The 6,238-nt window shown below is 35.6% G+C and carries 5 protein-coding genes; 2 read left to right on the top strand and 3 right to left on the bottom strand.

The genetic code is table 11. The features are described 5' to 3' along the window. Window positions 1–134: 134 nt before the first annotated feature. Window positions 135–1,034, top strand: coding sequence for a hydrolase or metal-binding protein (locus I2F62_RS12705; protein WP_324627361.1), 900 nt, complete (start codon window positions 135–137; stop codon window positions 1,032–1,034). Between the two features lie 58 nt (window positions 1,035–1,092). Here I2F62_RS12705 and I2F62_RS12710 read toward each other — a convergent pair whose 3' ends face one another. From I2F62_RS12710 to I2F62_RS12720, 3 genes are read right to left on the bottom strand one after another with little or no spacing between them, the layout of a single operon-like run. Continuing rightward, complete coding sequence (locus I2F62_RS12710; RefSeq protein WP_324627362.1) at window positions 1,093–1,971, bottom strand: plasmid partitioning protein RepB C-terminal domain-containing protein; 879 nt, start codon at window positions 1,969–1,971, stop codon at window positions 1,093–1,095. A gap of 9 nt (window positions 1,972–1,980) precedes the next feature. Next, window positions 1,981–2,874 (bottom strand): ParB/RepB/Spo0J family partition protein, encoded by an 894-nt coding sequence (locus tag I2F62_RS12715; RefSeq protein ID WP_324627363.1) that lies wholly within the window; start codon window positions 2,872–2,874, stop codon window positions 1,981–1,983. Continuing rightward, on the bottom strand, window positions 2,859–4,427 hold the full coding sequence (locus I2F62_RS12720) for a recombinase family protein (RefSeq protein ID WP_324627364.1): 1,569 nt from the start codon (window positions 4,425–4,427) through the stop codon (window positions 2,859–2,861). Before I2F62_RS12720 ends, I2F62_RS12715 begins: the two co-directional genes overlap by 16 nt. Before the next feature lie 738 nt (window positions 4,428–5,165). Here I2F62_RS12720 and I2F62_RS12725 point away from each other — a divergent pair. Beyond that, window positions 5,166–6,238: ShlB/FhaC/HecB family hemolysin secretion/activation protein (locus I2F62_RS12725; protein ID WP_324627365.1), on the top strand; the 1,073-nt coding region annotated here is incomplete at its 3' end.

Raw genomic sequence — 6,238 nt, forward strand, 5'->3', positions numbered from 1 at the left:
CATAGCCTAAGCACGATTCAAAAACGAATACAAATATAAATCTCTCAATAGCCTCATGCCTTCGGGTATGAGGTTGTTGAGCAATTTATTTCAACCACAGTTCACCACACATTTAAATTACAGAGGATACCAGTATGATTAAAGGTTTAGTGATTACACCACCGATTTTAGGACGAATCAGTATTGGCAAAATGATCGAGAAGAACGGCAAACGCTTGCCTGAAAAAGATGACCAATTTACCCTTACCTCGCAAATCCAAAATAAAGACGGATGGGTTAAACATCCATTAGATGAACAACTGCGTGCCCAAGCACCCAATCAAAAACTGCGCTCAATTCCAGTACGGATGATCTTTAATGATCCTGAGCTGAACCTTCGGGCGGAATACAGCTTGTTTGACCGACAAACAGGCCGACCGATCTGTATTGGTAATGGCGAAACCTGTCAACGTAGAACCAGTCAAGGCATTGAACAGCTTCCATGTCCATCCCCTGAAAGCTGTCCTTTGGCCCAAGGTGGCAACTGTAAACCCTATGGCCGATTACATGTGAATTTAGATGAAGCAGATGAATTGGGCAGTTTCATTTTTAGAACCACAGGCTTTAACAGTATTCGCACGCTGGCGGCACGTTTAAGTTATTACCATGCTGCATCAAATAGCTTGCTGTCTTGTCTGCCTTTACAACTCACACTCAGAGGCAAATCCACCACGCAGAGCTATCGCAGTCCTGTGTATTACGTGGACTTAACCTTAAGAGAGGGCATTTCATTACAACAGGCGATTCAAATGGCCAAGGAGATTGACCAACAGAGTAAAACCGCAGGCTTTAACCAACATGCGTTAGATCAGATGGCAAGACAAGGCTTTGCCAATGCAAGATTTGAGGTGGATATCGATGAAGGGAGAGATTTGGTGGAGGAGTTCTTTACTGAGGAAATATCTGTATCAGAGCAAAATTCGCATGGGCATGATGTTGCACAGGTGCAAGCGTTGCAACAGGGTTTGCAGGGGAGTGTGAGGGTGGTGAATTAAGTGTGAGTAGGGTGTTTATATAATAAATGCCCTACTTTAGTCACCATTTTGGAATTTATCAAAAATCATTTGAAGCTAATTTAATGATAGACTGAAATTGAGAATAAATGTCATTATTGTTTTTTTCTAAGTATTGCTGAACATTGTTATTTGCTAGCATTTTTTTTAAATAGCCTATACCTAACACTAAATTTAAAGTGTCTTGAGCATAACTTGGTTCAAGTGATTTTATCTGAAGGTGTATATTGGCCGTATCTACTTCCATTTTTTTTATTGCTTCAAAAGATCCATTGTTTTTTTTCGATGGCTTCATTACTTCAATAAGCATGTTTTGAGGTGTAGTCATGAGTAGTGCTTTTGCATAAGGAACAGTTAAATTATTCATACTGATCATCAGTTCTGCACATTCAATTTGTCTTATTGACTTCATTTTTCGTAGTAATGAAAAAACATTTGGTGATAGCTCTCTATCTTTAAGTAATTCTATAGCTTCAGGGCAAATACCATTTAAGAGGTTGATTTTAGCGCGAATGGCTTTGATTTCAATGTTTAAAGCAGAAGCTAGACGCTCTTTATCGACACCTTGATCAATAGCACGTCGAATCATGAAATGTTCCTGAATTGTTGCTAAGCGATTGATTCTTTTATTGTAAGTGTAATTTTCGTTATCAGAAGAAATTATGCAGGGAACTTCTGTAAATTCTAGTTCCTTTAGAATTTCAAAACGAATATGTCCATCTAAAAGAATGTATTGCTTTTTATCTGTTGTGAGGGTCACTATAAGTGGTTCGATAATACCAATTTCTTGTATAGATGCTTTAATTTGCCGATATTTTTTTGTATAGGTAGTACTTTTAAGTACTGATTTACTTGATAAAATATTATTGGTTTTGATGCAAATAGTTGACAGTTGAAATGCAATATTAATCTTTTGCATGCTTATTTCCTATTTTATTGATAATTGTTCATCCAAATATTGAGGCAAGCTATCGAGTGATTCTGCTCTTAGCAAATTAAAGAAATTTTCATCTTTTCTTAAGTGCGATAATGCACCAATAATAAATGTTAGACATTGTTGAGTGTGTGTCGCTCTTTTAACGAAATTCTGTTGCCTTTCAAACTCTTTCTGATAAGTTTTAACAATATCATTAGCTGAAATTTTGCTTGTTTTTGAGTTAGGTGTGTTAGAAAGATTTTTACCAACTAATTGTCTACGTTCTAAAACTTTTTTTGCTTGTAAAAGTTGATGCCCCTTTAGTTCGCCACTTTCATATGCATCCTGTAGTGCTTCTTGCATTTCAGTATTATTATTTGCAGTTGTTGTTATTCTTAATGCAATACTCAAGGGAATTTTTTTTTGTTCAACTGCATAAAGTAAGCGTTCCTCTCCATTTTTTAGAAGTGTAATAATTCCTTGGATATATACAGGAGCTAGGCCTGTCTTTTTAGAAATATCATTTTTGTCATAACCCAAGTCAGATAATCGTTCAATACAACTTAGAAACTCCATTGCACGATGCTGTCGTCGAGCTATATTTTCAACTAAGCTCATGATTAATGCTTCTTCTTGACTAACATCAATGATTCGAGCTGGAATTTCAGTTGCACCAAGTTGTAAAAATGCTTTTATACGTCCCTCGCCACAAATTAATTGATAGGGATGATTTTTACCTAAATTCTTTGTGACCGTAATAGGTTTTTTTAAACCTACGTTACTAATGCTCTCTACTATTTCAGCAAATACTTTTTCATTCCTTTCTCTGGGGTTTAGAATTTCAATTTGGCTTATCGGAATTAAGCAAATCGATTCATTAAAATTTGATTCTATATACTTTTCCATTTCACACGTCCTGCCATTCCAATTAAATAGTTTAAGTTTTCAAATCTAAAGCTTTCTAATTCAACGGGATTAAATTCATTGAGGCTAAGTTTGTTACACATAAAATTGAGTTTGGGTAAAAGGTAATAATCTTTAATCGTTGTGTTCGTGCAATCTAAACGTACTACAACGGATATATCGGGATTTAGCATCGTGTCAAAGCGCACTTTCCAACGATAATTTCCACTGCTAAGTTGGTGGCAACGGCTAAGAACTAATGAAATATGAACTTCAGCATTAATAGAAATAAGATCACTTAAAGGATCTTGTTGAATATTTGAACCATTTAATTTAGCCATTTCGCTGATGACATTTTGAGTTATTTCAGGATGTAGTTTTCTTAAAAATTTATTGATTTTAATATAGTTATAGTCTTTTTCAGGTTTAAACCCAATTAATTCATAAGCTCGGAGTAGGCTTCCAAAACGATTGGCATAGACGCCCGTTTTTGGTATGTTGTCAGATTCATTGATGATTAAGCCTGATAAAAAGCCATGCTTTTGATATAGATTTTTCAATAAGTTCAATAGCTCTTCATCTGTATATTTTCGTGATCTTTCTCGAATAATACCTTGTGCGGTATAAAAAACTTCCAAAGGGACAATAGCTTCAAATGCTTGATCTTTCCTAATCCATTGTCCCTCAGGGTTAGATACATGTGTCTTTTTAAGTTTGAATGATGTTTTATTGAAAACATTGTTTCCAATATACTTTTCATTGGTCAGTACTTCATGCACTGTATTCCTAGTCCATGCACGGTCAAAGTCTGTCTTGATGTTTTCTAAATTTAGTTTTTCAGCAATTTGAGATTCTGATAAATTATGCTGAATAAACCATTCATAGATTTGATGGATGATTTTGGTTTCTTCTTCTGGGCCAGCGACTAAAATGACACGATCCATTTGGAAACTTTTATGTTCCCCCATTTTTAGTAAAGTTTTTAAATTTCCGTGTTGATCGACCAAGGCACGTCTTAATCCATAACCAGCTGTTCCACCTTGCCTAAAGCCCATTTCAATCAAACGGCATTGACCAATAAAGACTTTGTTTGACAACTCTCGACTATATTCACCTGCCATGGTTCGCTTAAAACTTTTCATAATATTAGAAAAATTTGTGCCATCGTTGGAAAATTGTTCAGCACAATATATGATATAAATGCCTTCGCGCTTGCAGATGTATTCGTAATAAGCACTTTCATCTGCATCTTGAAAACGCCCCCAACGGCTTACGTCATAAACTAAAATAATTGCAAATTCAGCTTGATGGGATTCAACATCCTCAATTAGCTGCTGTAGTCCTGAGCGCCCATTTAAGCTTAATCCACTTTTACCATCATCGGCGTAGGTTTTGATAATTTTTATGTTGTGGTTATCTGCATATTCTTGAATTTTATCGGATTGGTTTAAAGTTGAATATTGTTGGTGATCTGTAGACATCCTGACATAACGTGCCGCTAATATCGGCTGTTCTGGTTCATTTAATTGTTTTGAATTATTGGAATTTGAATCCATAACAGTGGCCTTAGTTGGATTTATGCAATAAATGTTAAATGGACAAAAGCGATAATGGTTATGAAAAAGAGAACGAAAAATAATAGGTGAATCAGTTATTAAGCTATAGCTCAAATGTTAGCGTCAGTTTAAAATTGAATTGTGACTCTGTTGTGACTATTGAGTAGATGTTTTTTACTCAAAAAAACATTAAAAATAGCAATTAATCTTCTGTTTTAAAAAGAAAATTTATTAAAGTTTTGATGATTTGGCTAAATTTTTTGTTTCAAAATTACAGGGAGTTTTGCAAGCAGATGGTGTTTAGCTTAATCATGAATGTTATCGCCTTCATTGGATAACCATCTTGAATCAATTTACTGAACGAGATAAATATCACACCTAATTCACACCAGAAATTCTGAAAATGATAGATATGTCTGGTTTTTAAATGTTCGTATAACAAAGCTATAGTGTACTATAATCATAACTAATTAATTGTTTATATAACATTCATGGCATGCTCTAGCTAACATTGAACTCACCTTATAGCTCATAGATCGTAATTTGAATTTTAAAAGAAAAGTAGGGAGGTTTGGAGTATAAGGGCGGTGAATTGATACTATGATGAAAAATGGTAGAAATGATATTTTTATTTTAAATAAATTTTTACTATTGGTTGAAAAATGAAAAAATTGTTATAATGTTGTTAATTTAAATAATATTAACTGTGTGATAATGATACGGCTGTCAAGTTATAACATGAGATTTTTTTTAAAAAAAAGTGCCATATGGATAGGAATTTGGAGTGTATATGGTTTGAGCTATGCTGCTGATCCCATAGATGTACAGCAATCACAATTACAAGCCGATCAAAGCATTCGCCAACAACAACGAGATGATGCTCTACAAAAACAAATTCAACCCGATGTAAATGTTAATCTTGGTCAACCTACAGCATCCATCTCTGCACAACAACTTCAATATTTAAAATCCCACAGTGAAAGCACGTGTTTCGAGATCAAAAAAATTCATTTACAAGGGGATGACGCCGCACACTTTCTCTCTGCTTTTAATGAAATTACCCAAGGTCAACATAACATTATTGGTCGCTGTCTTGGGGTTAAAGGCCTGAATCAAGCTTTAGAGTTGGTTCAAAATAAAATTATTGCCGATGGTTATGTCACTACACGCGTGCTGCTGCCGCCACAAAATATTGCATCGGGTCAGCTTTACGTTGCAGTGGTTGTAGGTCGTGTTGATCAGGTGAAATTTGCCAAGGGTACTTCTGCGCGTGCGCATCAAATCAATGCCTTGCCGATTAAATCGGGTGACTTACTAAATATTCGTGATTTAGAACAAGGCCTTGAAAACTTTAAACGCGTGCCGACCGTTGATGCCGACTTTAAAATCCAGCCTGCCGAAAATAATCCTACTCCGGGCTATAGTGATGTGATTTTGGCTTGGCAGCAGAGCAAACCTTATCGCATCAATTTAAGTGTAGATGATGCGGGTTCAGATTCCACGGGAAAATATCAGGGCACAGCCACCCTATCTTTAGATCATTTACTCACCCTGAATGATCTTTTTTATATCAGCTATAACCATGATCTCGGTTGGGGTGATTCAGGCAAACGTGGTACCGATGGATTTTATGCCAGCTACAGTATTCCATTTGACTACTGGTTATTGAGTAGTAGTTATAGCAAATCAAACTACCACCAGACGGTCGCGGGTGCCAGTCAAAGCTATGAATATAGTGGAAAAAGTGAATTAATCGGTGTTGATTTATCAAGGGTGATTTATCGAGATTCACATCGAAAAACCACATTCGG

Source organism: Acinetobacter sp. MD2(2019), from assembly GCF_035615615.1.
Taxonomy (GTDB): domain Bacteria; phylum Pseudomonadota; class Gammaproteobacteria; order Pseudomonadales; family Moraxellaceae; genus Acinetobacter.